This window comes from Vibrio sp. 10N.222.52.C12 (assembly GCF_041474215.1).
Taxonomy (GTDB): Bacteria; Pseudomonadota; Gammaproteobacteria; order Enterobacterales; family Vibrionaceae; genus Vibrio; species Vibrio crassostreae_C.
This window is the reverse complement of record NZ_JBFRTR010000007.1, coordinates 1-26,446: the sequence shown is the minus strand read 5'-3', so window position 1 is coordinate 26,446 and position 26,446 is coordinate 1. Positions and strand designations below refer to the sequence as shown.

General features: G+C 45.5%; 22 protein-coding genes. 11 read left to right on the top strand and 11 right to left on the bottom strand.

Annotated elements, in window-relative coordinates:
* Positions 1–96 precede the first annotated feature (96 nt).
* The 4 genes from rpoD to rpsU form a co-directional block, all read right to left on the bottom strand.
* Positions 97–1,941, bottom strand: a complete 1,845-nt coding sequence (rpoD, locus tag AB4623_RS00920; RefSeq protein WP_372145522.1) for an RNA polymerase sigma factor RpoD — start codon at positions 1,939–1,941, stop codon at positions 97–99.
* A 99-nt stretch (positions 1,942–2,040) separates the two neighbouring features.
* The gene (gene dnaG / locus AB4623_RS00915; protein WP_017062923.1) at positions 2,041–3,792 is read right to left on the bottom strand and encodes a DNA primase; all 1,752 of its coding nucleotides are present in this window, start codon (positions 3,790–3,792) and stop codon (positions 2,041–2,043) included.
* A gap of 119 nt (positions 3,793–3,911) precedes the next feature.
* Entirely contained in the window at positions 3,912–4,355 is a 444-nt protein-coding gene (locus tag AB4623_RS00910) for a GatB/YqeY domain-containing protein (protein WP_017061409.1), read from the bottom strand.
* Between the two features lie 25 nt (positions 4,356–4,380).
* Positions 4,381–4,596 carry a 30S ribosomal protein S21 gene (rpsU, locus tag AB4623_RS00905; protein WP_004396009.1) on the bottom strand — a complete coding sequence of 72 codons (216 nt, stop codon included), beginning with the start codon at positions 4,594–4,596 and terminating at the stop codon, positions 4,381–4,383.
* A 258-nt stretch (positions 4,597–4,854) separates the two neighbouring features.
* On the opposite strand from rpsU, the gene tsaD reads away from it, so the two are divergent.
* On the top strand, positions 4,855–5,871 hold the full coding sequence (tsaD, locus tag AB4623_RS00900) for a tRNA (adenosine(37)-N6)-threonylcarbamoyltransferase complex transferase subunit TsaD (RefSeq protein WP_017061410.1): 1,017 nt from the start codon (positions 4,855–4,857) through the stop codon (positions 5,869–5,871).
* 106 nt (positions 5,872–5,977) lie between these two features.
* Positions 5,978–6,793 carry an alpha/beta fold hydrolase gene (locus AB4623_RS00895; RefSeq protein ID WP_372098075.1) on the top strand — a complete coding sequence of 272 codons (816 nt, stop codon included), beginning with the start codon at positions 5,978–5,980 and terminating at the stop codon, positions 6,791–6,793.
* A gap of 43 nt (positions 6,794–6,836) precedes the next feature.
* Here the strand turns inward: AB4623_RS00895 and plsY are convergent, their stop codons facing one another.
* Positions 6,837–7,433: a glycerol-3-phosphate 1-O-acyltransferase PlsY gene (gene plsY / locus AB4623_RS00890; RefSeq protein WP_009847793.1), complete on the bottom strand. Its 597-nt coding sequence runs from the start codon at positions 7,431–7,433 to the stop codon at positions 6,837–6,839.
* A gap of 138 nt (positions 7,434–7,571) precedes the next feature.
* Here plsY and folB point away from each other — a divergent pair, with 138 nt between their 5' ends.
* From folB to AB4623_RS00875, 3 genes are read left to right on the top strand one after another with little or no spacing between them, the layout of a single operon-like run.
* Positions 7,572–7,931 carry a dihydroneopterin aldolase gene (folB, locus tag AB4623_RS00885; RefSeq protein ID WP_017061412.1) on the top strand — a complete coding sequence of 120 codons (360 nt, stop codon included), beginning with the start codon at positions 7,572–7,574 and terminating at the stop codon, positions 7,929–7,931.
* Positions 7,928–8,410, top strand: a complete 483-nt coding sequence (folK, locus tag AB4623_RS00880) for a 2-amino-4-hydroxy-6-hydroxymethyldihydropteridine diphosphokinase (protein WP_017062921.1) — start codon at positions 7,928–7,930, stop codon at positions 8,408–8,410. Before folB ends, folK begins: the two co-directional genes overlap by 4 nt.
* A gap of 15 nt (positions 8,411–8,425) precedes the next feature.
* Positions 8,426–9,229, top strand: a complete 804-nt coding sequence (locus AB4623_RS00875) for an undecaprenyl-diphosphate phosphatase (protein ID WP_010434624.1) — start codon at positions 8,426–8,428, stop codon at positions 9,227–9,229.
* A 91-nt stretch (positions 9,230–9,320) separates the two neighbouring features.
* Here the strand turns inward: AB4623_RS00875 and AB4623_RS00870 are convergent, their stop codons facing one another.
* The gene (locus AB4623_RS00870; RefSeq protein ID WP_372145520.1) at positions 9,321–10,637 is read right to left on the bottom strand and encodes a multifunctional CCA addition/repair protein; all 1,317 of its coding nucleotides are present in this window, start codon (positions 10,635–10,637) and stop codon (positions 9,321–9,323) included.
* A 36-nt stretch (positions 10,638–10,673) separates the two neighbouring features.
* On the opposite strand from AB4623_RS00870, the gene AB4623_RS00865 reads away from it, so the two are divergent.
* Entirely contained in the window at positions 10,674–12,344 is a 1,671-nt protein-coding gene (locus AB4623_RS00865) for an AAA family ATPase (RefSeq protein ID WP_372145518.1), read from the top strand.
* The gene (locus tag AB4623_RS00860) at positions 12,344–13,336 is read left to right on the top strand and encodes a general secretion pathway protein GspB (RefSeq protein ID WP_017061416.1); all 993 of its coding nucleotides are present in this window, start codon (positions 12,344–12,346) and stop codon (positions 13,334–13,336) included. Before AB4623_RS00865 ends, AB4623_RS00860 begins: the two co-directional genes overlap by 1 nt.
* A 105-nt stretch (positions 13,337–13,441) precedes the next feature.
* Here the strand turns inward: AB4623_RS00860 and AB4623_RS00855 are convergent, their stop codons facing one another.
* From AB4623_RS00855 to AB4623_RS00845, 3 genes are all read right to left on the bottom strand, one after another.
* A complete protein-coding gene (locus tag AB4623_RS00855) occupies positions 13,442–14,053 on the bottom strand; it encodes a TIGR04211 family SH3 domain-containing protein (protein ID WP_017062917.1) in 612 nt (203 codons plus the stop codon).
* A 205-nt stretch (positions 14,054–14,258) separates the two neighbouring features.
* On the bottom strand, positions 14,259–15,521 hold the full coding sequence (locus AB4623_RS00850) for an inorganic phosphate transporter (RefSeq protein WP_017061418.1): 1,263 nt from the start codon (positions 15,519–15,521) through the stop codon (positions 14,259–14,261).
* Between the two features lie 128 nt (positions 15,522–15,649).
* Entirely contained in the window at positions 15,650–16,330 is a 681-nt protein-coding gene (locus AB4623_RS00845; RefSeq protein ID WP_010434644.1) for a TIGR00153 family protein, read from the bottom strand.
* Between the two features lie 207 nt (positions 16,331–16,537).
* Between AB4623_RS00845 and AB4623_RS00840 the strand changes: the two genes are divergently transcribed.
* Positions 16,538–18,055, top strand: coding sequence for an inorganic triphosphatase (locus AB4623_RS00840; RefSeq protein ID WP_017069482.1), 1,518 nt, complete (start codon positions 16,538–16,540; stop codon positions 18,053–18,055).
* A gap of 51 nt (positions 18,056–18,106) precedes the next feature.
* On the opposite strand, the gene AB4623_RS00835 is transcribed toward AB4623_RS00840, so the two are convergent.
* Positions 18,107–18,856: a potassium channel family protein gene (locus AB4623_RS00835; protein WP_102321461.1), complete on the bottom strand. Its 750-nt coding sequence runs from the start codon at positions 18,854–18,856 to the stop codon at positions 18,107–18,109.
* Between the two features lie 97 nt (positions 18,857–18,953).
* On the opposite strand from AB4623_RS00835, the gene AB4623_RS00830 reads away from it, so the two are divergent.
* The 3 genes from AB4623_RS00830 (at position 18,954) to hldE (ending at position 24,836) form a co-directional block, all read left to right on the top strand.
* Positions 18,954–20,210: a methyl-accepting chemotaxis protein gene (locus AB4623_RS00830; protein ID WP_102321460.1), complete on the top strand. Its 1,257-nt coding sequence runs from the start codon at positions 18,954–18,956 to the stop codon at positions 20,208–20,210.
* Between the two features lie 224 nt (positions 20,211–20,434).
* Positions 20,435–23,284 carry a bifunctional [glutamate--ammonia ligase]-adenylyl-L-tyrosine phosphorylase/[glutamate--ammonia-ligase] adenylyltransferase gene (gene glnE, locus AB4623_RS00825; RefSeq protein WP_102393657.1) on the top strand — a complete coding sequence of 950 codons (2,850 nt, stop codon included), beginning with the start codon at positions 20,435–20,437 and terminating at the stop codon, positions 23,282–23,284.
* Positions 23,285–23,405: 121 nt separating this feature from the next.
* The gene (gene hldE / locus AB4623_RS00820) at positions 23,406–24,836 is read left to right on the top strand and encodes a bifunctional D-glycero-beta-D-manno-heptose-7-phosphate kinase/D-glycero-beta-D-manno-heptose 1-phosphate adenylyltransferase HldE (RefSeq protein WP_372145516.1); all 1,431 of its coding nucleotides are present in this window, start codon (positions 23,406–23,408) and stop codon (positions 24,834–24,836) included.
* Between the two features lie 121 nt (positions 24,837–24,957).
* Here the strand turns inward: hldE and tolC are convergent, their stop codons facing one another.
* A complete protein-coding gene (gene tolC / locus AB4623_RS00815) occupies positions 24,958–26,268 on the bottom strand; it encodes an outer membrane channel protein TolC (protein ID WP_017067235.1) in 1,311 nt (436 codons plus the stop codon).
* Positions 26,269–26,446: the final 178 nt, after the last annotated feature.

Sequence of the window (26,446 nt, the reverse complement as noted above, 5' to 3'; positions counted from 1 at the left end):
ATCTTAGCCACTTAAATCACACAGATAAAAAAAAGGTGAGCCAACGCTCACCTTTTCTTATTTATGCTTAAAAGCTAACCACACTTGAGTGTGCGATTACTCGTCTAGGAAGCTACGCAGAGTTTCTGAGCGGCTTGGGTGACGAAGTTTACGTAGTGCTTTTGCTTCGATCTGACGGATACGTTCACGAGTTACGTCGAACTGTTTACCAACCTCTTCAAGAGTGTGGTCAGTGTTCATGTCGATACCGAAACGCATACGCAGTACTTTAGCTTCACGAGGTGTTAGGCCTGCAAGAACGTCTTTAGTTGCACCGCGTAGGCTGGTTGCCGTTGCAGAGTCTAGAGGTAGTTCTAGCGTTGTATCCTCGATGAAATCACCTAGGTGCGAATCTTCGTCGTCACCGATTGGTGTCTCCATTGAGATTGGCTCTTTAGCGATTTTCAGTACTTTACGGATCTTGTCTTCAGGCATTTGCATGCGTTCAGCCAGTTCTTCCGGAAGTGGTTCACGACCCATCTCTTGTAGCATTTGACGAGAGATACGGTTTAGTTTGTTGATCGTTTCGATCATGTGAACCGGAATACGGATAGTACGAGCTTGGTCGGCAATCGAACGAGTGATTGCTTGACGGATCCACCAAGTAGCGTAAGTAGAGAACTTGTAACCACGACGGTATTCAAACTTATCTACCGCTTTCATCAGACCGATGTTACCTTCTTGGATTAGATCCAGGAATTGTAGACCACGGTTTGTGTACTTCTTAGCAATCGAGATTACTAGACGTAAGTTCGCTTCAACCATCTCTTTCTTCGCACGACGAGCTTTCGCTTCACCGATAGACATACGACGGCTGATATCTTTGATGCTTTGAACAGTAAGAGACGTTTCACGTTCGATCATATCCAGTTTTTGGATAGAGCGACGGATGTCGTGCTCGTTACGTTTGATCTTTTCTGCGTATGGCTTGTCTGAAGCAAAAACTTCATCCAACCATGCTTCGCTAGATTCGTTACCAGTAAATAGAGCAATGAAAGATTTCTTCGGCATTTTGCCGTACTCAACCGTTTGACGCATGATTAGGCGTTCTTGAGTACGTACGCGATCCATAGAGTTACGCAGTTCGTTTACTAGGTAATCAAACTGTTTTGGTGTTAGACGGAACTCTTTGAATACGTCTTGCATCATTGTCGTTGCAAGCGTTGCTTTCGGGCTTTCATGGCCGTACTCGTTGATCGCTAGCTGACGGTTCTGGTAGCTAGTACGAAGCGCTGTGAACTTCTCAAGAGCAAGCTCAGGATCGATACCTGTATCTTCTTCTTCCTCTTCCTCGTCGTCTTCAGCGTCTTCTTTGTCTTCGTCTTCCAGATCAGTTTCAGCAAGTTCTGAACCGATGTGAGTCGCCGTTGGCGCAGCTGTGCCATCGTCGTCTGGGTCAACAAAGCCATTGATTAGGTCTGTTAAGCGAATCTCTTCTGCTTGTACGCGGTCAAACTGTTCCAAGATGTATGGAATAGTGCCTGGGTACTCAGCAACCGATAGTTGAACTGTATTGATACCATCTTCAATACGTTTTGCAATGTCGATTTCGCCTTCACGAGTCAGTAGTTCAACCGTACCCATTTCACGCATGTACATACGAACTGGGTCAGTAGTACGGCCAATCTCGCTCTCTACGCTTGAAAGCGCAGCAGCAGCAGCTTCAGCTGCATCTTCATCTATATTGGCATCGTCATCATTAAGAGCTAGATCATCAGCATCAGGTGCAGTTTCTACTACCTTGATACCCATGTCGTTAATCATTTGAATGATGTCTTCTACCTGTTCAGAATCCACGATTTCTGCAGGTAGGTGGTCGTTTACTTCGGCGTAGGTCAGATAGCCTTGTTCCTTGCCTTTAATAACAAGTAATTTTAGCTGTGACTGCGGATTTTGATCCATAGATGATATCCAACTTCAGGTCTGGTGAAGGACGTTGCATTCTCAAATGCAAACCAATTATGTTAACAAATTTATTAAATGCTGACTAATCAAACAGGGTTACGCTTTTAGATCTAGCATTAAAGCTAGTAGCTCCCTTTTTTCTTCGGCTGATAAACCGACACTTCTTGCTTTGGCCTGCAGGTTTTCAATTTGTTTTTCAACGCACTGGGCAAGGATATTGTCCAATGAATCTAAAAATATGTCTTCTTGATTGTCTTCGTCGAGGGGGATTTCCCAGCTCGCGAGACGAGACAGAAGTGCCTCATGTTTATTATGTCGCCAATGCTCTAATAATTGGCCTGTGTTGATATGGGGATGCGCGTGGCATTTATCAAGTACTTCGACGAATAAACTTAGCCCAGGCAATTGTAAGCCTTTGACACTTGATAAATCCGGTACCATATCAGCATAGCTCGGATTTTGGATAAGCAAAGCGATAACTTCACGCATTGGAGTGCGTTTCAGCTCTTTATGCGGTTGAGGTGTCGGGTTCTGTGTATGAACACGCGCACGTCGCAATTGATTATCAAATCCAGTTCGCTCATCGAGCAGTTTTTCGAGCAATTCTTGGAAGTAACTGTCAGGGATTTTATTAATCAAGGCGCTGGCGTGTGCACGCAGTGCTGATTTCCCTTCGGTTGTTCCCAAGTTTAACTTGTGTATTTCAATCAGGTTATCGAACAAATAGGTCGAAAGCGGTGTCGCATTTTGAACAAGCTGTTCGAAAGCGGCTTTGCCGTGTTCTCTTATATAGCTGTCTGGGTCTTCACCGTCGGGCAAGAATAGAAACTTGAGTGTGTTACCGGTTTTCAGGTACTCAAGGGCATTTTCTAGTGCGCGCCACGCGGCTTCTTTACCTGCTCGGTCACCATCGTAACAACAAACCACTGTGCTGGTTTGGCGGAACAGCATTTGAACGTGGTCACCGGTTGTCGATGTGCCCAGTGATGCTACTGAGTAATCAACACCATATTGCGCTAATGCCACGACATCCATGTAACCTTCAACCACAAGTATTTGCGGCGGTTCACGGTAGGCTTGCAGCACTTCATAAAGGCCGTAAAGCTCTTTACCTTTATGGAAGATAGGCGTTTCTGGTGAGTTGAGATATTTTGGAGTACCGTCTTCTAATACACGACCACCAAAACCAATCACACGGCCACGACGATCGCGAATCGGGAACATTACGCGTCCACGGAATCGGTCGTATCGGTTACCTTTATCGTTCTCAATTAACATGCCGCCAGTTACGAGCATGTCTTGGGCTTCTTTCTGTTGGCCAAAGTTCTTACGAACTAAGTCCCACTCATCGGCCACATAACCAATGCCAAACTTCTGGACGATCTCGCCCGAAAGGCCACGATTCTTTAGGTAATCAATCGCAGGTTTGTTGGCTGATATTTTCAGTTGAGAGCGGTAAAAATTACTGATGCCGCCCATCAAATCGTAGAGGTTACGTTTTTGTTCGCTGTTGGCTCTTGGTGCTGTTGATATCTCGCCGCTACGTTGCTCTCTAGGAACATCGAGGCCTAAGAAAGAGGCAAGCTCTTCAATCGCTTCAACAAAATCGAGACGTTCGAACTCCATAATGAAGTCGATAGCATTACCGTGTACGCCACAACCAAAGCAGTGATAAAACTGTTTTTCTTGGCTTACGCTAAAAGAAGGGGTCTTTTCGTTGTGGAATGGGCAACAAGCACCATAGTTTTTGCCTTTTTTCTTAAGTTTCACGCGTGCGTCCACTATGTCGACAATGTCGAGACGCGCTAGGAGATCATCAATGAAACTACGCGGGATGTGTCCTGCCATAAAACCTTAGAAAAATGCACTAACTGAGAGTGTGGATAATAATAGTTTGAATAGGTTACAGATACAAACAAGCCGTGCGTTCCGAAGGATTGCACGGCTTGTTGCAATTTGATTTGGGATTAAGCGAGTTTAGAACGAACTAAACCACTAACTTTACCCATATCTGCACGCCCTTGAATTTGTGGTTTCAAGATAGCCATTACTTTACCCATGTCTTGCATGCCCGCTGGTTGAGCTTCGGCGATTGCGCTATCAAGTAGTGCAATAACTTCTTCATCACTTAGCGGTTGAGGCATAAAGCCTTCAAGTACCGTAATTTCTGCTTTTTCCACGTCAGCAAGATCTTGACGATTTGCTGATTCATATTGAGCAACAGAATCGCGACGTTGCTTAACCATTTTAACTAATACAGCAAGAATGTCGTCGTCGTTCAGAGTGATCCGTTCGTCAACTTCACGTTGCTTAATTGCTGAAAGAGCTAAGCGGATAGTGCCAAGGCGCGGTTTGTCCTTGGCTTTCATCGCTAATTTTTGCTCTTCTTTGAGTTGTTCAATAAGAGCCATAACTCAGTCCTTATGGATTAAGTTATTAGTACAGGCGAACGCGACGTGCGTTTTCGCGAGCTAGCTTCTTAGCGTGACGCTTTTGAGCTGCTGCTTTAGCGCGTTTGCGAACTGTAGTTGGCTTTTCGTAGTGCTCGCGACGGCGAACTTCAGAAAGGATACCTGCTTTTTCACAAGAGCGCTTGAAACGACGTAGTGCAACGTCGAACGGTTCGTTTTCACGTACTTTAACTATTGGCATATGCCTTTCACCTCAGGGGTTATTCATTATCGCTGGCTACTCAGTACCAAATCAGAGAAGTTACCCATCGAGCTAACTCTCTATTCGCGTTTGGCCATTAACCAGCTTGATCAAAAATGGTGCGGAATTTTAATCCGATCACAGTGGCTTTGTAAAGCACTTTGTCGATTATAGTCTGTACAATATTTGTTTGAAGAGCTTAGGCAGGGTAATATTGCGCTAATTTCCCATTTTAGACGAAAGCGTGCCGAGAAAATTATGCGCATTATTGGTATTGAAACCTCTTGTGATGAAACAGGAATCGCGATTTATGATGATGAGCAAGGGCTGCTTTCTCATCAATTATATAGCCAAGTAAAGCTGCACGCCGATTACGGTGGTGTGGTACCTGAGCTAGCTTCACGTGACCACGTGAAAAAAACAATTCCTCTTATTAAAGCGGCATTAGCAGAAGCGAACCTAACGTCGAAAGACATTGATGGTGTGGCTTACACAGCTGGCCCTGGTTTAGTGGGCGCTCTACTGGTTGGTGCAACGATTGGTCGCAGTATTGCTTATGCGTGGGGGGTGCCTGCTGTGCCTGTTCACCATATGGAAGGTCACCTTCTTGCGCCAATGTTAGAAGACAATCCACCTCCATTCCCATTTGTGGCTCTGCTGGTTTCTGGCGGCCATACCATGATGGTAGAAGTGAAAGGTATTGGTGAATACCGAATCCTTGGTGAATCGATTGATGATGCAGCGGGTGAAGCGTTTGATAAAACCGCGAAACTGATGGGCTTAGATTACCCTGGTGGTCCATTGCTATCTCGCTTGGCAGAAAAAGGCACTCCGGGTCGTTTTAAGTTCCCGCGTCCAATGACCGATCGTCCGGGTTTAGATATGAGCTTTTCTGGTCTGAAGACGTTCGCAGCGAATACCATTCGTGATAACGATAATGATGACCAAACTCGTGCTGATATTGCTTACGCGTTTCAAGAAGCCGTTTGTGCAACCTTAGTAATCAAGTGTAAGCGTGCCTTGGTTGAAACGGGCATGAAACGTATAGTGATTGCTGGCGGTGTAAGTGCCAACAAACAACTGCGCGTTGAGCTTGAGGCGCTTGCTAAGAAAGTCGGTGGTGAGGTGTACTACCCACGCACTGAGTTCTGTACAGATAACGGTGCGATGATCGCTTATGCGGGCATGCAGCGCCTAAAGAATGGCGAAACGGCTGATTTGTCTGTTCATGCCACACCGCGTTGGCCTATTGACCAGCTAGAGCCAATTGCGTAATTGACTATAGTGTTTCGATAAACGGTCGCCTTGTGCGGCCGTTTTTATATCCTAGCTTACCGACCGTATGTCGATAAATAATTGCTGATAGAGATTAGGGAAGAAAATGAACAAGTTCACAGTAGACAATCAATCGATGGCGTACCTAGATGAAGGTCAAGGCCCTGTTGTTGTACTCGGCCACAGCTACCTTTGGGATAGTGCAATGTGGAAGCCGCAGATCGAAGCATTAAAAACTCAGTATCGCTGTATTGTTCCAGAGCTTTGGTCTCACGGTGAGTCTCAAGCTGCACCCGCTTCGATGCGTAACTTGAAAGATTACGCTCAGCACGTTTTGGCTCTGCTTGATCATTTAGAGATCGAAGAATTCTCAGTGGTTGGCTTATCGGTTGGCGGTATGTGGGGAACAGAGTTAGCGGAACTTGCACCTGCACGTATTAAGTCTTTGGTTCTAATGGATACTTTTGTGGGTTTAGAACCAGAGGTTGCTCACGCTAAGTACTTCAGCATGTTAGATACCATCACTCAAACCAAGACGGTTCCTCAGCCAATTGTTGAAGCGGTTGTTCCACTGTTCTTCGCTAATGATACGCAAACCAACACGCCAGCTTTAGTTGAAGGTTTTACTCAGCAGTTATCAGCTCTTGAGGGCGACAACGCTGAAGAAGTGGCGCGCATTGGTCGAATGGTGTTTGGACGTCGCGATATGATTGAATCGGTAGAGAACTTTGCTCTGCCTGTTTTGATTGCTGTAGGCCAAGAAGATAAACCACGTCCGGTACTTGAGTCATACCTAATGCACGATTGCATTACGGGCAGTGAATTAGTGGTGATTCCTGGCGCAGGTCATATTAGCTCGTTAGAGCAACCAGAGTTTGTGAACACAATGCTGAAGACGTTTTTAGATAAACATCTGCTATAAGCTTTAAATACTGAATATTATGGTTCGGCTTAGACGTGACAGTTTAAGCCGATTTTTTTTGTCCGAGTTTTGGTTCGCTGCCATCGAGTAGGCGGCGGATATTCTGATGGTGACGCAACACGATCAAACAACACAACATGGCTACAGGCAATGTGTATTGAGGTTTGACTAACCAAGCGTAGAAAGGGGCAAGTAGCACAGTAACCAGTGCCGCTAAAGAAGAGTAACGAAACAAAAACGCGACCACTAACCAAGTCGCCATGATCATTCCGGTTAGATCGAATCCTATTGGGGCGATAGCGCCAAGTGCGGTTGCCACGCCTTTACCACCTTTGAAGTGGAAGAAGATCGGATACATATGGCCAAGACACGCCGCAATTGCCACAACCCCAAGAATGATTGGGTCGATCTTGAGGTAGTAGCCAAGCCAGACAGGGATAGTGCCTTTCAGCATGTCACACAAAAGGACGGCAGCTGCTGCGCCTTTACCGCCAACACGCAGGACATTGGTTGCTCCTGGGTTGTTAGAACCTACTGTTCGAGGATCTGGGAGCCTCAAAACTCGGCATATCAAGACCGCACTAGAGATTGAACCTAGTAAGTAGGCAGCAATGATCATGATAAGTGCCAATGGGGTCATGTCTGTCCTTTAACGGTTATACGCCTAACGATGGGAAAATAATGCTCAATCCAAGAGTAATTGATATCATATCTCGAATTACGCAAATAATACGTTTTTTTCCCCAATTTGGGTATCCGACCTCTAAAAGGACAAGTCATGGCACTGGATAAAGTTTTCATTGAGCAGCTAGAAGTAATTACAACGATCGGTGTTTACGATTGGGAGCAAGAGATCAAACAGAAACTGGTGCTTGATATTGAAATGGCTCATGACAACCGCCCAGCAGGCAAGAGTGATGATGTGGTTGATGCTTTGGATTATTCGAAAGTGAGCACTGCAGTACTTGAGCACATTGCAAATGGCCGTTTTCTACTCGTAGAACGTGTTGCTGAAGAAGTCGCAGAGCTTATTATGACTCAGTTCTCTGTGCCGTGGATTAAAATCCGATTGGCTAAACCTGGCGCAGTGCCACAAGCAAAAGCCGTTGGTGTGATCATCGAACGAGGTCAAGCATGACAGTAGCCTATGTTGGTGTTGGCACGAACATAGACCGCGACAAGCATGCAAGGGTGGCATGGACAGAGCTTCAATCGTTAGGGACTAACCTTAAATGCTCTAAAATCTATCACTGTGAGCCCGTCGGTTTTAATAGCCATCCGTTTTATAACTTTGTGATAGAGCTCGACACGTCACTCTCATTGACTGAATTTTCACAGCAGCTGCGTAAAATTGAGTTTAAATGGGGTCGCTCTCAAGATGCGCACAAACTACAAGATCGAAAACTCGATCTTGATATTGTGCTGTTTGGAGAGGAGGTTTCTGAGTGTGAACCAGAATTACCACGCAGTGATATCTACAAATATCCTTTTGTAACACAGCCGCTTTATGATCTTTGTCCTGCGCGAGTGATCCCGCAAGACGGAAGAACCGTCAGTGAAATATGGCAGAAGATGCAGCAATTAGACTCGCTCTCTGTCGTAGATATAAAACTATAATTTTTAAGGTAAGTAATGAGTTATTTTGAAGCGTTTATATTGGCGTTGGTGCAAGGCTTTACAGAGTTTTTACCTATTTCCAGTTCTGCACACCTAATCCTTCCTTCAGCTGTTTTAGGCTGGGAAGATCAAGGTTTGGCTTTTGATGTCGCTGTCCACGTTGGTACTTTGGCAGCTGTTGTTATCTATTTCCGTAAAGAAGTGGTCTCTCTGTTGAGCGCATTCTTTGGTTCAGTGTTTAAAGGCGATCGTAGTAAAGAAGCGAAGTTAGCGTGGATGATCATTCTCGCGACGATTCCTGCGTGTATCTTTGGCTTGTTGATGAAAGATATTGTTGAGCTTTACTTACGCAGTGCGTGGGTGATCGCGACGACAACGATTATCTTTGGTCTATTGTTATGGTGGGTGGACAAGAACTCAAGCCTGCGCGATGACGAATACCAAGCGGGTTGGAAAAAGGCGCTGTTTATTGGTCTTGCTCAAGCAATGGCGATCATTCCGGGCACGTCTCGTTCTGGCGCAACCATTACCGCGGCGCTTTACCTTGGTTTCACACGTGAAGCGGCGGCTCGATTCTCTTTCTTGATGTCTATCCCAATCATCACTCTGGCGGGTGGTTATTTAGGTCTTAAGTTGGTGACAAGCGGTGATCCAATCCATGTTGGCACTTTGCTAACGGGCGTGGCGGTGTCTTTCATCAGTGCTTACATCTGTATCCACTTTTTCTTGAAGCTTATCTCTCGTATGGGCATGACACCGTTCGTTATCTACCGCCTGATTCTAGGTTGTGGTCTGTTTGCTTTCTTAATGATGCAGTAACAGACACAGGCAACGGTCTCGCTGTAAGAATTGAAACAAAAGGCCCGCTTAACTGCGGGCTTTTTATACGTTTTAGGTAGAGCGGCGACGATTAACTGCTAGCGAGTTCTGATAGGGCGTTTTCAATTGCGATGGCTCTGCGTTTCTCTTGTTCTTCTCGAATATCTTTGCCTTTAAAACCATCGGTAATGATCGCTTTTACTTCGACTTGAAGCGCCGCTTGGTAGGCGACTTCAAAGCGCGCTTTTTGAGGATAAGGCTGATCTTCTAATCCTTTTCGGCCTGCGTGGTCGGCCTGGCAGCAAAGTAGTATATCGTCGAGCCTATCTGGCTTACGCCAAACATCGAACTTGTTGAGAACCTTGAGAAAGGTGGTTGGTTTGAGCTCGCCTGCGCGGTGGATATTAGAATGTTGCTCGCACACTAACAACGCAAGGTCTCTGAATTCATTGGGCACTCTGACTCTTTCACACAGCTTCTTAATGATTTTTAAGCCTGTATGGCAATGCATTTTGTGGCTTGGCCATTCAGCTTGTGGTGTGACGCCTTTACCTAAATCATGTACTTGAGCGGCAAAACGCACGGGTAACGATGAGCTTAATCGCGCAGCTTGCTGAGCAACCATCAGAGTGTGAATGCCCGTGTCGATCTCAGGGTGCCACTTTTCCGGTTGAGGTACACCAAACAGCGCGTCAATTTCAGGCAACACAACAGCCAATGCACCACACTCTTTAAGTATCGAAAGGAATACTTCAGGGTGCGGAGTACTAAGGGATTTATGCCACTCTTGCCAAACTCGTTCGGCAGTGAGATGTGCCAGTTCACCGGATTGAACTATCTCGCTCATCATCACCATGGTTTCTGGTGCAACCGTAAAGTTGAGGTGATGGAGTTTGGCGGCGAAGCGAGCCACACGCAGCACACGAAGAGGATCTTCAACAAAAGCGTCCGAGACGTGCCTTAGAATACGATCAGAGAGATCTTTTTGGCCATGGTAAGGATCGTAAAGCTGGCCTTTATCGTCTTGAGCAATGGCGTTGATGGTCAGATCTCGACGCATCAGGTCTTCTTCCAAACTCACGTCTGGCGCGAAGTAACATTCGAAGCCTGTGTAACCAGAGCCTGATTTTCTCTCAGTGCGAGCCAGTGCGTGCTCTTCTTTGGTTTTTGGGTGCAAGAATACCGGGAAATCTTTTCCCACAGCAGTAAAGCCAAGGTTTTCCATCTCTTGAGGGGTACTCCCTACCACGACCCAATCTCTATCATAACTATCAATATTGAGCAGCTTATCGCGCACTGCTCCACCGACTAGATAGCGTTGTAGCCCGTTGTCTTTTGGTAGGCTATCGTAAATTTGCAACTTATCACCTCGAAATGTTTTATCACTGCTGGACTTTACTGCAAGCAATGGTACTTTCCATTAATCGTAATTATAGGGCAGCACATGTATAAGGAATATTTTGGCTTCGTTGAGATGCCATTTTCGATTGTACCAAATTCTCGCTACTTGTTTTTGAGTCAGCGCCATCAAGAAGCGATGCAGAACCTACAAGCCGGTTTAGGCGAGGGTGGGGGCTTTGCGATGCTTACTGGTGAGGTTGGTACAGGGAAAACAACGGTCGCTAAGGCGATGTTGTCTTCATTGGATAGTCATACTCAGGCTGGCCTTATACTTAACCCTACGTTTTCAAATACGGATTTACTAGAAGCTATCTGCGATGAGTTTGAGGTCGAGTACCCAGAACAAGCATCGTTGAAACAGCTCAGTCAGGCTATTCATTATTTTCTACTTGATAGCCATGCCGAAGACATTCAAACCCTATTGGTGATCGATGAAGCCCAACACCTCGCTGCCGATGTGTTGGAGCAGTTACGCCTTCTAACAAACTTGGAAACCGACAATCGTAAGCTGTTAAAAGTACTGTTGGTCGGCCAGCCGGAATTACAACAGCACTTACAAACCACGCAGCTACGTCAGCTAGCACAGCGCATTACTGGTCGTTATCACTTACTGCCTCTTAATACCGAAGAAACGGGCAAGTACATCGCGTTTCGTTTGGAGACGGCGGGTGGCGAGCAGATGTTGTTTTCGAACCGTTCTATCAAGCTGATTGCTCAATATGCGCATGGTATTCCAAGGCTCATTAACTTGGTGTGTGATAAAGCACTGCAGTTGGCTTTTCATGACGGTGAGCAGCTACCGAGCAATGAAACGGTTAACCGAGCGTGTCAGCAGGTTATGTCCTTTCAGGCCGATGTGTATCACGTCGAGAAAGCTCTAACTTCTCGTGTCGCGCCTAAGTTATTCCAATACGCAGGGATTGCGACGTTAAGCGTTGGTCTTGCAATAGCGACCTTTAACTTCGCTCCAAGCTATATCAATGCTTGGTTGCCTACGGATGCATCAAATGGAGCAAAGACGGAAGTGTTAGCACGTACTCAGCGTTCTTTGGTATCAGATGTTCCTAAGTTGGTTGCTGAGCCAAAACCTGCCAAGTTTGAATTGCCACAACACATTCAACAACATTTGATGCAGGGGACCAATCGTTCTCTCGCTATCAAAGACTTGTATACGCTGTGGGGATATCAATCTTCACTGCGTGATGGATTGTGCTTAAGTGAGCCACAAAGTGTTTTTGTGTGTGAGCAGCAGCAGGCCAGTTTGGATACCTTGTTAGAACTTGGTGTTCCTGTGGTACTTAATCTCGACATAGACCAAAAACCAGTGTTTGCTGTGCTGTATGGCGTGTCTAAGGATTCTGTCGAGTTGCTGGTTAATGAAAAGCTCTTGGTGATGCCGAAGCAATCCTTAGAGCAAATCTGGCAAGGCGATTACGTCGCTATTTGGAAGCAGCCGCTGCGAGAGACCCTTAAAGAGGGCTATCAAGGTGAAGCGGTTGCTTTGCTTGATCTACTGCTTTCTGAAGTATTAGGAGAGGTTGTTTCCGGTAGTGATGTATTTGATTATGAGTTAAAAATGAAAATCGAAGCATTTCAAACGTGGCAAGGTATGTCTGTTGATGGCATTGCAGGTAAGCGCACCTTAGCAAGATTGCAGAGATTAGCTCAACTCGATTCGCCTAAGCTGATGTCACTAGAAGGGGGCGAAAGCTAATGTCACGTATTATGCACGAACTTAAACAGCCGTCTCACAAGCCATCTTCTATTAATCAGCACTCTCTTAGCAAACCAAGCTTCAAAGGCTACCAGAATCATCATGTTCCTAATTCTGCAAAAGGGATGAGCAACAAGCGAGGTTCATCGTTAGCGATGGGGCTACTCTTAATCTTGGTTCCTTCTTTGTTGGTGGGTGGCGTCTTGGCTTATCAATCGTATATCCAACAACAAGAAGCCGTGAACCAAGCTGCCAATGTCGCTCTGCCAGAATTTAAAACTGAATCAGACATTGAGCCTGAAATTGCGGATGCTGATATAGCAAGCATGGATGCCGTGTCTGAGGAAGAAGATGCCTTGTTCACCGTTCGCCCTGCACCGGCGAGCCAACCGTTGAAAGCATTGCCACGCCAAGAGATGTATGCACAGATTGATTCTGGCGCTAATCGTGCAAACACCGCTGGTGGCTCAGCAGTGATCTTCGCTAATGCTGATAACAACACTCAAATGACAGCCAGTTCTGAATCGTCATCCGTTCAGCCAGGCGCGAGTGATGAAACGACTGCTCTGCAATCAAGCACTGATCAGCAATCAAATAGTGACTTACAATCGGACAGTGATCTGCTGCAAGGGCTAGACCTCAGTGAGTTGCCACCTGATTTGGCATTGAAGCTTGAATCCATTATGGGGGAGCAACAAAGCGCTCCTGAGCCGATGGATTCTAGACCCTCAGGGCAAAGGGGTTCTCAGGTCATTGAGTTGGAAACGCACACCAATAGCTTATCAGGCGTCCTTCCTAAGTTAGACCTACAAACCCATATGTACTCGAGCAGCGAAACCAAGCGTTGGGTAAAAGTGAACGGTCAAGAAGTGGCGCAAGGAGATTGGATTGGACAAGACATTCAATTGCTGGAGATTAAGCCACAATCGGTGATCATAGAGTTCAATCAGCAGAAGATAGAAATCCCAGCTCTGTACGAGTGGAAAGGCTAGCGAGCTCTAAAGGTATCTAGATAACAGACAAATAAAAAGGAGCACCTCGGTGCTCCTTTTTGATCTTTGATACTGAATTTACTGTACCTAATACAAGCGTTACGTCTACGCCCAACCGTTTGGTGATTTTCTGCGACGAGGCATGATGTGTGGCAGAACAAGGCCTAGAAGTAGACCAATACCCGCAACACCACCACCGTACATGAAGTACTTCAATAGTAGGTCGTCTTTTTGAGTGTCTAGCTTAGCGCGCAGTTCACGGTTCTCTGTTTGAGAACTCGTTAGCTGTTGGCTAATTTCACTGTAGTTCTGTTCTAGTTCAGCAATCTGCTTGTTACGAGAATCTAGAGAGCTTGCTAGGCCAGCTTTTTCGCTGTCAGCACTCTGACGAGCATTCGCTAGCTTGCCTTTAACTTCCGTCAGCTCTTTCTCTAGCTTAGGCATACGCAGTGCCATGCTTTCTTGAGTGCTTACAAACTTGCTTTCAACCCAACCTTTACGGCCACGGTTGTCTTGAATTTGGGTGTAACCCGTACTCTTGTTAGTTTGTAGGAATGTAATCTTTTCACCAGCATCAACACTACCGATGATACGGAATGTGTTGTTTGGGCCAGAATGCATATAAGTAAATAGTTTGTCAGCAATATAACGGTCTTGTGCAAAGGCAGCTGGAGCCGCAAGCATTGCGAACAAAACTAAGCTAATCAGTTTTTTCACAGTAAATCCCTTAACGATTCAAATTGGGTAGGCGTATGAGTCAGCCTCAATCAGCAAATAATATTTAGTTTCTTTATGCGGTGCAACAAAGAAGGGAGGCAAAGCCTCCCTTTCTGTGCGTTTGAGTCAATAATGACATGGCATTTACATATCGTTACTGAAGCTCACACTGTTCTGACGCTAGTATTCACTAACGCAGTCGCGATTACATAGTAAACGCAGCTTGAATTCCGTAGAAGAACACAACAGCAAGTAGAGCACCTGCAGGTAGTGTCACAATCCAAGAAGCCACGATATTACGTACAACGCCTAAGTTTAGTGCTGCGATACCACGAGCAAAACCAACACCTAAAACAGCACCAACGAGTGTTTGTGTAGTAGAGATTGGAAGGCCAGTACCTGAAGCTAGTACAACCGTACATGCAGTTGCAAGTTGTGCAGCAAAGCCACGGCTTGGTGTTAGTTCTGTAATACCAGTACCAACGGTTGCCATTACTTTATGACCCATTGTTGCAAGACCAACAACGATACCGAATCCACCTAGAGGAAGAATCCACCATGCGATAGTACTCTTACCTGTGATTTCACCCATGTGCTCAACGGTTGAAACAACAGCAGACAGTGGACCAATCGCGTTCGCAACGTCGTTTGAACCGTGTGCAAATGCCATCGCACAAGCTGTGATAACCATGAGTACAGAGAAGATGCCTTCAACACCTGCAAAGCCGTGGTCTTCTTCGCGGTTAGCGAATTTCTTCTGGATGTATAGGTAACCGCCGATCATTACAAGCGCAGAAACGCCAGCAGCCCAAACCCATGCTTCAGTGTTGCTTAGGTGAAGACCAACGTGCTTAAGGCCTTTCTTGATGGTTACAAGTGCAATTACCATTGTTGTAATGAACATGTATACCGGTACAAAGCGTTTCGCGTTAAATAGCGGGTTCTCTGTATCAAAAATCAGTCGTTGAGCACTTACAAATATGACGTAAGCGAAGAAGCCGGAAATAACGGGTGTGATAATCCAACTACCCACAATACCTTGAACACTGTTCCAGTCTACAGCTTCAGTACCTACAGAAATACACGCAAAACCGATGATTGCACCGATGATTGAGTGAGTCGTAGAAACCGGCCAGCCCATGTAAGAAGCGAGAAGTAGCCATGTACCCGCAGCAAGAAGTGCTGACATCATGCCGTACACAAGTACATCTGGTTGATGAGCGAATAGAGACGTTTCGATAACACCTTTACGGATCGTGTCTGTTACTTCGCCGCCCGCAAGGTAAGCACCTGCGAATTCAAAGATCATTGCGATAATGATCGCTTGTTTAACGGTTAAAGCTTTAGAGCCTACTGAGGTGCCCATTGCGTTCGCAACGTCATTTGCACCAATACCAATAGCCATCAAGAAACCGAAAGCTGCTGCAACAATAATCAGGACAGTGCCGTAGTTAGCAAGGATATCCATCGTAATACCTAGTTGTTTGATAACAAGCGGAACAAATTTAGACGCAAAAAACCGCTCAGCGAGAGGAATACTCAGCGCATAAGTGGTTTGTTCAAAAAATGCTCTTCGTTATATGGTTAACGTATGATTTAAGATCGAGAAAGCATTACTTCAAGACGAGCGCCTACACGCTGTGCTTGATCTGCAATACCACCAACCCATTCAAGAATTTTGTATAAGAACATGATATCAACTGGATTCAGATCGCCTTCAATTGCCATTAGTTGTTGGCGTAGTTCGATCTGCATCGCATCCGTGTCATCTTCAATTACATCTAATTGATGAATCATTTCGGCAACGAGTGTTACTTCACGGCCTTTAAAGCCAGTCTCAAGTAATTCGTCTAATTCATTGATTACGTTTTGTGCTTGGTTCGCTGCATCTAGACAACGTTTAACGTAAGCGATGAAGTTTTCTTGCATAGGAGCAGGAATGACAAGTTGACGACCATATACACGGCCAGCAATGTCTTTCGCTAGGTTTGCGAGTTTGTCTTGTTGAGTTAATAGCTCCAACATATCGGTGCGATCAACTGGCATAAACAAACCACGAGGAAGTTTAAGGCGAATTTCACGTTTTAGTACGTCAGCTTCTTTCTCAAGGTGAGAAATTTGAGCTCGAATTTCTGATGCTTTTTCCCAGTCACCTTTTGAAGAAACTTCAAAGAAATTAACTAGGTGAGAACAACATTCGTTCACGCATACTACGTGACGCTGCAAAGGTTTAATTGGGGACTTTGCAAATAACCCCATAATTGTATTTACTGGCATGGTCATCCAACCTAATAAATAATAACCTTAAAACAACATACACCATATTCATGGTGAAATGTTAAGCGATGGCTACAAAGTCGCGCATGTTAACCTAATCAATCTCTCATTAAAACTGTTTTAGATCATCATAAGGGCGATATTTCTGACTTGCCGACTTTTCAAATTGGCAATATCCTGTCCCTATCTTCACAGAAAGGTATAACTATGGAAACCGAGATAGAACTGAAGTTTTTTGTTTCTCCTGAATTTTCAGAGACTTTACGCAATAAAATTGCTGAAACTAAAGTACTTCAGCACAGTTGTCGTGAGCTAGGTAACATCTACTTTGACACCGCTGACAACTGGCTACGTAAGCACGATACAGGCTTACGCATTCGACGCTTTGATGACGTATTTGTACAAACCGTAAAGACTGCTGGTCGTGTGGTTGCTGGCCTGCATCAAAGGCCTGAATACAATGCAGAACACGACAGCAACGAACCTAAGCTAGCCCTGCACCCAGAGGATATCTGGCCAACAGGTAAAGACATCGAAACGTTGCAAGCTGAGCTGACTCCTCTGTTCTCTACCAACTTCACGCGTGAGCAGTGGTTGATTGGTATGCCTGATGGTAGCCAAGTCGAGGTCGCATTCGATCAAGGCTTTGTTGAATCAGGCGACCTGCAAGAACCGATTTGTGAAGTCGAATTGGAACTTAAATCCGGTCAAACGGATGCGCTATTTACATTGTCTCGCCAATTCTGCGAACAAGGTGGTATGCGTTTGGGTAACCTAAGTAAAGCAGCTAAGGGTTACCGTCTTGCTCAAGGTTATCAAGGAGATGAAGTTACTCCTTTGACCTTAGTTGATACTGACAAAAGTGATACCGTTGAATCGTGTTTTATTCAATCTTTAGAGCATGCTCTCGCTCATTGGCATTATCACGAGCAGATTTTCACAGAGCGTCAATCGATTGAAGCTTTGCATGAGATCAGTCACTCGCTGAGTTTTATTCGCCAAACTTTCACTATCTATGGCGGCATTGTCCCTAGACGAGCAAGTGCGATTTTACGTCAAGAGTTGAAGTGGCTTGAGCAAGAGCTCGACTGGCTGAAAAGCTATGATCACTTCGAAGACTTGCTGGAAGATAAAGGCCATGTACTACGTAAACTCGATGCGCGTAAGTTCTTAGTCGCTGAGCTTAAAGAGATGCAAGAGCAACTGCCAGATCGTGAAGATCTGCTTACCTTGCTGAGCTCTGCTCGTTACACCGGTTTATTGTTAGATTTGAGCCGTTGGATCTTGTCTCGTGGCTGGCAGCCTTTCTTAGATGAGAAAGCGCGTGAGCAAATGGGTCGTGGTATCGAATGGTTTTCCGTGCAGCAACTCGATCGCACATGGGCAGACTTGATGGAAGCTTTCCCGCCAGAGCGAGTGATGACCAGCCAAGCGTATATTGAGCAGCAATACCGTTTGATGCGAAACCTATATTCTGGTGTTGGTTTCGCGAGTTTGTATGATGACGCTGAGCGAAACAGTTTCCGTTTACCTTGGGCCGATATGGTGCAAGGCATTGATGACTTGCTGGCACTTAAAACATTAGAGCCTTTGACTGAGAAGCTGGAAGGCGATGAGAAGCTTCAGCTAGAGCGTTGGTTAGCTCGTCAAGAAGTGTCCATTCTGCATGCGATGGAACAGACACGCCAAATCAGTGTTGAGGTTGAGCCATACTGGCAAGACTAAACTCGATACCTGTATCAATAGAAGTATGAATTTGAAAATAGGGCTCCGGCCCTATTTTTTTGTTTGTTGCTCAAGTTTTTCGAGTCGCTCTAAGATTTTCTGTTGCTGCTCGATGATCTTCTCAAGGTGTTTCTCTTTGTTTTCCGCTCGTTGATTCTCATGATGAGTTGGGGAGGTGATCAAAGAAGTAATCAAGCCTGAAATCATACCAAACACACCGACACCACAGATGATCACCATTGAAGCCACTAACTGACCGGAAGTTGTCACTGGGTAATGGTCGCCATAACCCACAGTACTGATGGTCACAAACGCCCACCATAAAGCATCATGACCTGTAGTGATGTTGGCGTTCGGATCTTTGTGTTCCAATAGCAGGATCGTGCCAGCACCGATAGTCAGTAAGATCACCAAAAGCAGAATGATGGAAGCGAAAGTGGTCTCTTTCCTATTACGAAATAACTCTCTGAAAATACGTTTACTTGAACGCAGAACTAAGATGACTCGCAGAATTTGAAAAATACGGGCGAAACGAAGAGGCTCGATCATTGGGATACTTGCTAAGAAATCGATCCAGTGTACTTTTAGAAATTCTTTTTTGTTTTGTGATCTAAATAGATCAATTGTGAGCTGAAAAAGAAAAACACTACAGATTATAAAATCGAGGCCGATAAGGACTTGTTTCGATTCTTTATCGATCGGTACGAACAATAAGCCTGAGATCACAAATAACGCTAAGAAAGAGAGAATCAGTGACAATAAGCTCATCGGCTTGGTGGCGTCTTTGGTATTATTCAACATTCATACGAGGCTCAAAATAAATCGCGAACTTTGACTGACATAGCCACCTCGCGGATATAGAAGCCATCAATATATAAGAATTAATGGAGAACTGACAATGACTAAACTGTCATTCAAGCCGTGGGAAAGGGTAATCTCTGACGTTCGTCTCGTTCCAAAAATGGTCATGTTGATGATATTCAGCACTATCTTGATCATTTCGAAGCAGCTATGGGACGCAAGTACGTTTTACGATTCATTGCTTGCTGTAACGAACAATGCGCAAGTCGCACAACAGCATTACGAGACTTACCTAGTTCAAGTGGCTTGGCAAACAGCCTTGATGATCATTGTGTTTGTGGTTCTTCTGTTAGCAGCGGCGCGCGTTATGCTGCGCCAGACTCAATACCTTAATGACGCCATTAAAACCATGGCAGATAAGAACTTTTCAGTGCCGATTCAAATGGACTGTAAAGATGAATACGGCGATGTGGCACGCGAACTTGAAAAAACTCGCGTCCAACTGAACGACATGATCAAAACTCAGGTGGCCTCTTCTGATGAGCTGTTTGCTCTGACGGAAGTGATGACCATCAGCATGTCTGAAACCAAAGAGTCAGCTCAAGAAGAGTTCAACGAGATCGATCAACTGGCAACAGCAATGAGTGAGATGACGTCGACGGTGCAAACTGTCGCTGAGCATGCACAAAGCGCTTCGTCATTGACTGAACAGGCATCAGGCCAAGCTCTTACTGGTCAGAAGTTCGTTCAAGGATCAGTGTCTAAGATGAGTGAGCTATCTTCAGATATCGCAGCATCTGCAGCAGCGGTAAACCAAGTAGAAGAACGCGTTGACTCAATTGGCAGTGTGGTTGGTACTATCCAAGGCATTTCAGAACAGACAAACCTATTAGCATTGAACGCTGCGATTGAAGCGGCACGTGCCGGTGAAGCGGGTCGTGGTTTTGCGGTTGTTGCCGACGAGGTTCGCAACCTTGCACAGCGCACCCAGCAAGCAACGGTAGAGATTCAAGACATGATCAGTCATCTACAAAGCAGCGCTAACTCTGCGGTAGAGCTGATGGAGAAAAGTGTTGTAGAAGCGGCTGAAGGTGTTGATCTGGTGACTAACGCGGGAAGTGAGCTTGACGGCATCGTAAGCCAAGTCAATCAAATCAATGATATGAACTTCCAGATCGCGACCGCTGCAGGTCAACAGAGCAGTGTTGCTGAAGAGATGAGCGTCAACCTGACTAATGTACGCGAGCTTGTTGAAGCTTCAGTAGTGGTGGTTGGTGAACTGCTAGAGACCTCTCAGCTTATGGAAAGCAACGCACAAGAACTCGACGGTAAGATTAAGCAATTTAAGGTTTAGTCCTCAGCACCGAATCTTCATCGGTAAAGGCTTATTTCCAGAGACGGTTTCTCGGTTGTAAGGTCTACCAGATAAGTTAATCGATAAAACGCCCACATTGCTAATGTGGGCGTTTTTTATTGGCGTAACTTTGGTATAACTTACCTTTAGTTATGAAAACTCGTTATTGAAGAACTGAATCGATAAACCGATTGTTCGGCGCGCAGCTTATACAAGGAAGAAACATGCCATTGCCTTCTCAACTCATCACTCACTCCCAGTCTGCTTTTGAGCAATTATTAGAGCATCAAAGTGAAGCCATCAATACTTGGTCTGAGCCACTGACTGAAGATCTTAAACGTGTACTCGGTTTAAGCTGTTTTATTGGTGATTGCCTGCAGCGTGATACGGTTTTATGTGGTGACTTACCTAATATGTTGGCATGCGAAGAACGCGCTGAAGGATACCGAGAACGCTTGGCTGAATTACTTTCTAGTTGCACCGATGAAATGAGCGGTCAGCGCGTGCTGCGTCAATTCCGAAATCGAGAAATGACCTACATTGCTTGGCGTGATTTTATGGGTTCGTGGGAGCTAGAGCAGAGCCTAAATCATCTATCGATGTTGGCTGAGGCGATGATCTTCGAAACCTACCAATGGCAGTACGATATTTGTTGTAAAGAGTGGGGCACACCTTGTAATGAACAAGGCGAAGCACAGCCGATGTTGATCATTGGTATGGGCAAGCTAGGGGGCGGTGAGCTTAACTTCTCTTCCGATATCGATCTGATCTTCACCTACCCAGAGAATGGTGAAACCCAAGGTGCAAGACGCAGCATTGCCAATGCGCAGTTCTTTACCCGTCTCGGGCAACGTATTATTAAGGCGCTTGATCAGCAAACCTTCGATGGATTCTGTTATCGAGTAGACATGCGCCTGCGTCCATTCGGTGAGAGTGGTCCACTGGTCATGAGTTACGCTGCGCTAGAAGATTACTATCAAGAACAAGGTCGCGATTGGGAACGCTACGCTATGGTCAAAGCGCGTGTGATGGGCAGTGAGATGTACCCTGAGTATCAAGAGCTTCGCCAAATGCTACGCCCGTTTGTGTTCCGCCGTTATATTGATTTTAGTGCGATTCAATCTCTGCGCCGAATGAAGTCGATGATCAGCAGCGAAGTGCGTCGTCGTGGTCTCTCGAACAACATCAAGCTTGGCTCTGGTGGTATTCGTGAAGTTGAGTTTATCGCACAAGTCTTCCAATTGATTCGTGGTGGACGCGAGCCTAGCTTACGCGGTCGAGGGTTACTCGAAACCTTAAGTGCGATTGAATCCCTTCATCTGCTAGAGTCTGAAGAGGTGGGGCACCTACGTGAAGCTTATCTGTTTTTGCGTCGCCTTGAGAACCTGTTACAAGCCATGGCTGATAAGCAAACTCAAACCTTACCTGACGGTGAATTCGAACAACTGCAGCTTGCGGTTGCCATGCAATTTTCCGATTGGGATAGCTTGATTGTGGCAACTCGCGCCCATATGGCGAATGTACATACCGTGTTCGAAGACCTAATTGGCGTTGATGAAGATGACGCTAATCCGATCGCGAGCCACTTTAGCGAGTTGTGGGATATGGCCCATAAACCCGATGTAATTGAGCACGTGTTGGAACACGACATTGCGGTCGCGAGCCCGCCTGATGCGGCGAAAACGATCATTCAGTTTAAAGCCGATTTGGCTAAAAAGACTCTTGGCCCTCGTGGGCGGGAAGTCCTCAATCGACTGATGCCGAAAGTGTTTCAAGCGCTGTACACCGCTAAGGATGCCGAGTTTGGTTTGTCGCGAGTACTGCATCTGCTGCATAAAATCGTTACGCGTACCACTTACCTTGAACTACTAGATGAACACCCTGCCGCGTTGACTCAGCTAGTTCGCCTGTGTACGGCAAGCCCGATGATTTCGGAGCAGTTGGGTCGTTATCCAATTCTGTTAGATGAACTTATCGACCCTCAGCAACTCTACAATCCCGTGCCTTTAGAGTCTTACAAGACCGAGTTGCGTGATTATCTAGCCCGTATCCCTGAAGATGATATGGAGCAACAGATGGAAGGTCTGCGTCAGTTTAAGCAGACCTGTATATTGAGAATTGCAGCCGCGGATATTGCGGGTGCTCTACCTGTCATGAAGGTCAGTGATCACCTGACCTACTTAGCAGAAGCCATTGTGGAGGCGGGGGTCAATCAAGCTTGGTTACAAGTATCCGCCAAGTTTGGTGAACCGACCCATGTTAAAGATCGCGAAGGTCGCGGTTTTGCTGTCGTTGGTTATGGCAAAGTCGGTGGTTGGGAGCTTGGTTATAACTCCGATCTCGATATCGTGTTCATGCACGACTGCCCGGTACACATCTATACTGATGGAAAGAAAGAGATCGATGGACGCCAATTCTACTTAAGATTAGCGCAGCGTATTATTCATATTTTCTCGACCAGAACTGCTTCTGGCATTTTGTACGAAGTCGATACTCGCCTACGCCCTTCTGGTGCATCTGGTCTATTGGTGAGTCCAACCGATGCCTTTGACGAGTATCAGCACAATGACGCGTGGACATGGGAGCACCAGGCCCTCACTCGTGCTCGTATGATTTACGGTGATGACTTATTGGTATCTGCGTTTAACAAAACTAGGCATGAGGTTTTGTGCTTGCCACGAGATGAGGCAACACTCAAAAAGTCAGTTGTGGATATGCGTGAAAAAATGCGTGGCCATTTAGGCGGTAAAAAAGCCGATCGATTCATGCTTAAACAAGATGCGGGCGGTATTACTGATATTGAGTTCTTGGCGCAATACTTAGTGCTTAGATACAGCAATGAGAAGCCAAAGCTTACTCGTTGGTGTGACAATGTACGAATCTTCGAAAGCTTGTTGTCACAAGGGATTATGGACGAGCAGCAAGGCATGGCATTAACCCATGCTTATACAACATTAAGAGATGAAATCCACCACCGTAATCTACTTAATCTTGATGCGGATGTGGCGATTGAAAAGTTTGAAATGGAAAGAGAACATGTTGTTCAAGCATGGAAGCAGTGGATGGAAGCATAACCCAGTCATACAGTAATGACGGATGTACCTATCTTGATAGGCTTTTACTCATTTATCTATAGTTTAGCCTCTGTAATCAGTGTGCTAGACTCTAGCCAGATTCGATTTTTGGAGATCCATAATGAAACCAATTCTACCTGACTACAGCCAATCAGGCGTTCTTGTTGTCGGTGACGTAATGCTTGACCGTTACTGGTATGGCCCAACTGGCCGTATTTCACCAGAAGCACCTGTACCCGTTGTGAAAGTAGAAAATAACGAAGAGCGTCCTGGTGGTGCTGCCAACGTAGCAATGAATATTGCCTCTCTTGGTGGGCATGCTCATATCGTTGGTTTGACTGGAAAAGATGAGCCTGCTGAGGTGTTAAAAAACACCCTAGGTGCACTAAAAGTTAAATGTGATTTCGTTGAGTTGGACGATTACCCAACTATTACTAAACTGCGAGTGATGAGCCGTGGTCAGCAGCTAATTCGCCTTGATTTTGAAGATAAATTTGAGAATACAGATCCTGAGCTGGTTTTATCTCGTATGGAGCAAGCGCTTCCAAATGTGCGCTCGGTAATTCTATCTGATTACGCAAAAGGTGCGTTGGAGCACGTGCAGAGCTTTATCCAAAAAGCGCGCGCAGCAAAAGTTCCTGTGTTTATCGACCCGAAAGGCGCAGACTTTGAACGCTACCGTGGAGCAACGTTGCTTACACCAAACATGGCTGAGTTCGAGTTGGTGGCTGGCAAAGTAAAATCTGAAGAAGAAATGATCGAAAAAGGACTCGCGTTAATCGAAGAGTTTGATTTCGAGGCTTTGTTGGTAACGCGCAGCGAACATGGTATGACTTTGCTTCGCAAAGGTTTGGAACCATTCCACTTGCCGACTCAAGCTAAAGAAGTGTATGACGTGACAGGTGCGGGTGATACGGTTATCTCGGTACTGGCAGCTTCCGTTGCTGCTGGTAAGCCACTGGATGAGGCGTGTGCACTGGCGAACGCTGCTGCGGGTGTGGTAGTAGGTAAGCTTGGTACATCTACACTGTCTACGATTGAGTTAGCGGAAGCGATTCACGGTAGTCAAGACACAGACTACGGTGTTATCTCTGAAGCGGCACTGGTTGAAGCGGTGAAGCGTGCTCGTGCGAAAGGCGAGAAAGTGGTGATGACCAATGGCTGCTTTGATATTCTGCATGCTGGTCATGTTTCTTACATGAACCATGCGGCTGAGTTGGGCGATCGTTTGATCGTTGCGGTGAATACTGACGAATCAGTGAAACGCTTGAAAGGCCCTGGTCGCCCTGTGAACCCAACTGATCGTCGTATGGCGGTATTGGCTGGCTTAGGTGCAGTTGATTGGGTTGTGCCATTCTCTGAAGATACCCCTCAACGTTTAATCTCTGAGGTACTGCCAAGCATTCTTGTGAAAGGTGGTGATTACAAGCCTGAAGAGATTGCTGGTGGTGCGGAAGTGATTGCTGCTGGTGGTGAAGTGAAAGTACTTAACTTTGAAGATGGTTGCTCTACCACTGAAATCATTAAAGCGATTAAAGGTGGTCGAGGCTAGTTTTTAGTTTCTAGTTTTTGGCGTTAAGCTTTTAGTTAGGCAGTAAATCTCGCTTTAATCGATAATAAAAATGCCGCTCAATGAGCGGCATTTTTGTAACGGTAACTTGAGTAATTAAGAGTTACTTACTTGCTACTTTTAGACCTGCGTTTACATCAACAATGTCTTGTTCGCTTAGCGTACCAACTGCTTGACGAAGCTGAAGTACACTTAGGATGTAGTTGTAACGAGCATCTGAAAGGTTTTTGTTCGCATCGTATAGACGACGAGTCGAATCTAGTACGTCAACGATAGTACGAGTACCTACATCAAAACCTGCTTCTGTTGCTTCTAGAGCTGACTGAGCAGAAACAACAGACTGTTCGTAAGCGCGTAACGCACCGATCGAAGCTGTGATGTTGTTGTTGAATGCACGTACGTCTTTTACAACGCTACGGTAAGTTGCTTCTAGATCTTCACTTGCAGCAACGTAGTTGTATTCTGCCTGTTTAGTCAAAGAAGTCGTGTTACCACCTGTATATAGAGGCACAACTAAGTTCAAACCTAGGTTTAGGTTGTCTTGGTCGTAATCATTTGAGCTGTTTGATTGATCTGCAAGAGAGTAGCTACCATCTAACGTTAAGCTTGGTAGGTGACCAGAACTTGCTAGTGTGATGTTGTCTTTTGCTACATCTTGAGAAATACGAGATGCTAAAAGGCTCAGGTTCTTTTGCTCTGCTTGCTCAACCAGTGCAGCAGCAGATTCAGAAGATTTGCTTGCTGAGAAGCGATCAGTGTCTAGGATGCTTAGGTTAGAGTGTTCCTGACCTGTAATCTCACGTAGACCTTCGTAGTTATTAATCAGAGTGTTCTCTGCTAACACTTCGTCAGCCAATACGCCATCGTACTGAGCTTGCGCATCATGTACATCGGTGATTGCTGAAAGACCGACTTCAAAACGTTGCTTTGTTTGTTCTAGTTGACGAGCAACTGCGGCTTTCTCTGCACGAACAAATTCTAGGTTATCTTGAGCTCGAAGTACTTCAAAGTATGCTGTTGCTACACGTAGGATCAAGGCTTGTTGCTCTGCCGCGTACGCTGAATCAGATTGACGAGCAGTTTTCTCTGCCGTGTCTAGCGTGATCCATGAAGAGCGTTGGTAGAGCTCTTGAGAAAAGTAAATCCCAGCTCCCCATTGGTTATTGTCATTGTTTTTATCGCTTAAATCACCACGGTTGATATCGTAGTTAGCTCTTAAATCAATTTGTGGTAGCAAATCACTACGGCTTGACGTTACTGCTTCAAAAGCGGCATCGCGCTGCGCTGCTGAACGAAGAAGTTGTGGATCGTTCTGTTTTGCTTGGTCGTAAACTTCAGCTAGCGTATCAGCAAAAGCTGACGAACTCAGGCTGCCAATTGCTGCACTGATAAATAGTGGAAGCAGTTTTTTCATTTTCCTATTCCTGCCTTTTATGGAATTTTCTTTAGAAGAGTTTAACCCAGTTTGGTGGTAATTTACTCGAAACTTTGCACTTTTTTACAGTTAACTGTCCACTTGTGCAATATTTATTTTTTAAAGCTTAACTTTAATTATAAATTTTATATAAAAAGTTGAACCTTATCCTTGGTAG

Bases quoted from the DNA above. Each gene is read 5' to 3' on its own strand.
- AB4623_RS00845 (WP_010434644.1), bottom strand. From the start codon at position 16,330: ATGCCAGTAAATACAATTATGGGGTTATTTGCAAAGTCCCCAATTAAA.
- AB4623_RS00860 (WP_017061416.1), top strand. From the start codon at position 12,344: ATGTCACGTATTATGCACGAACTTAAACAGCCGTCTCACAAGCCATCT.
- AB4623_RS00840 (WP_017069482.1), top strand. From the start codon at position 16,538: ATGGAAACCGAGATAGAACTGAAGTTTTTTGTTTCTCCTGAATTTTCA.
- tolC (WP_017067235.1), bottom strand. From the start codon at position 26,268: ATGAAAAAACTGCTTCCACTATTTATCAGTGCAGCAATTGGCAGCCTG.
- AB4623_RS00910 (WP_017061409.1), bottom strand. From the start codon at position 4,355: ATGGCTCTTATTGAACAACTCAAAGAAGAGCAAAAATTAGCGATGAAA.
- dnaG (WP_017062923.1), bottom strand. From the start codon at position 3,792: ATGGCAGGACACATCCCGCGTAGTTTCATTGATGATCTCCTAGCGCGT.
- rpsU (WP_004396009.1), bottom strand. From the start codon at position 4,596: ATGCCAATAGTTAAAGTACGTGAAAACGAACCGTTCGACGTTGCACTA.
- plsY (WP_009847793.1), bottom strand. From the start codon at position 7,433: ATGACCCCATTGGCACTTATCATGATCATTGCTGCCTACTTACTAGGT.
- AB4623_RS00835 (WP_102321461.1), bottom strand. From the start codon at position 18,856: ATGTTGAATAATACCAAAGACGCCACCAAGCCGATGAGCTTATTGTCA.
- rpoD (WP_372145522.1), bottom strand. From the start codon at position 1,941: ATGGATCAAAATCCGCAGTCACAGCTAAAATTACTTGTTATTAAAGGC.
- hldE (WP_372145516.1), top strand. From the start codon at position 23,406: ATGAAACCAATTCTACCTGACTACAGCCAATCAGGCGTTCTTGTTGTC.
- folB (WP_017061412.1), top strand. From the start codon at position 7,572: ATGGCACTGGATAAAGTTTTCATTGAGCAGCTAGAAGTAATTACAACG.
- AB4623_RS00865 (WP_372145518.1), top strand. From the start codon at position 10,674: ATGTATAAGGAATATTTTGGCTTCGTTGAGATGCCATTTTCGATTGTA.
- AB4623_RS00830 (WP_102321460.1), top strand. From the start codon at position 18,954: ATGACTAAACTGTCATTCAAGCCGTGGGAAAGGGTAATCTCTGACGTT.
- folK (WP_017062921.1), top strand. From the start codon at position 7,928: ATGACAGTAGCCTATGTTGGTGTTGGCACGAACATAGACCGCGACAAG.
- tsaD (WP_017061410.1), top strand. From the start codon at position 4,855: ATGCGCATTATTGGTATTGAAACCTCTTGTGATGAAACAGGAATCGCG.
- AB4623_RS00875 (WP_010434624.1), top strand. From the start codon at position 8,426: ATGAGTTATTTTGAAGCGTTTATATTGGCGTTGGTGCAAGGCTTTACA.
- glnE (WP_102393657.1), top strand. From the start codon at position 20,435: ATGCCATTGCCTTCTCAACTCATCACTCACTCCCAGTCTGCTTTTGAG.
- AB4623_RS00850 (WP_017061418.1), bottom strand. From the start codon at position 15,521: ATGGATATCCTTGCTAACTACGGCACTGTCCTGATTATTGTTGCAGCA.
- AB4623_RS00895 (WP_372098075.1), top strand. From the start codon at position 5,978: ATGAACAAGTTCACAGTAGACAATCAATCGATGGCGTACCTAGATGAA.